Genomic DNA, 488 nt, shown 5'->3' on the forward strand with positions numbered 1-488 from the left:
GGCAGGTCAATGGCTCGCCTGGCCTTGGCTTTGGCTTTCGTCCGTCCGCCTGCTCGTCTATTGGGGCCGTTATGTCCGTCCGTTCCCCATCGATGTCAACCGGCGTGGAATCTTGACCCCCGATCGGTGCCCAACATTGACCCCGCTATGTCGAGCCTGATGATGGGGCTGAGGAACGTCGGCATGTGCGTCGCCGAACACCGTCGGTCATTCACCGAACGCGAGGTTGGTGGTGACCACGATCGAGGTCTGCTCGTAAAGGCGGCTGACGAGGTGGAACAGCAGCTGACCGCCCGACAGCGCGAACGACAGATAGCCGAGTTCGTCGAGGATCACGAGATCGAGCCGCGACAGATGCTCAGCGATCCGCCCGGCGCGCGTCTCTGCCTCGAGCCGGTTCACCAGGTCAATCGTGTTGTAATATCTGACCCTGGCGCCGGTACGCACGCAGGATCGTTCGATCACGATAGCAAGGCGATCTCCTTGAT

General features: G+C 61.3%; 1 pseudogene. It reads right to left on the bottom strand.

Annotation, left to right across the window (positions count from 1 at the left end):
* Window positions 1–210 precede the first annotated feature (210 nt).
* Window positions 211–488 (bottom strand): annotated as a pseudogene (locus AACY52_RS30445) (ATP-binding protein); the annotation flags it as partial.

Origin of the sequence: Pseudomonas sp. EA_65y_Pfl1_P113 (genome assembly GCF_963970525.1) — a bacterium.
In the GTDB taxonomy this organism is placed as follows: Bacteria; Pseudomonadota; Gammaproteobacteria; order Pseudomonadales; family Pseudomonadaceae; genus Aquipseudomonas; species Aquipseudomonas tritici.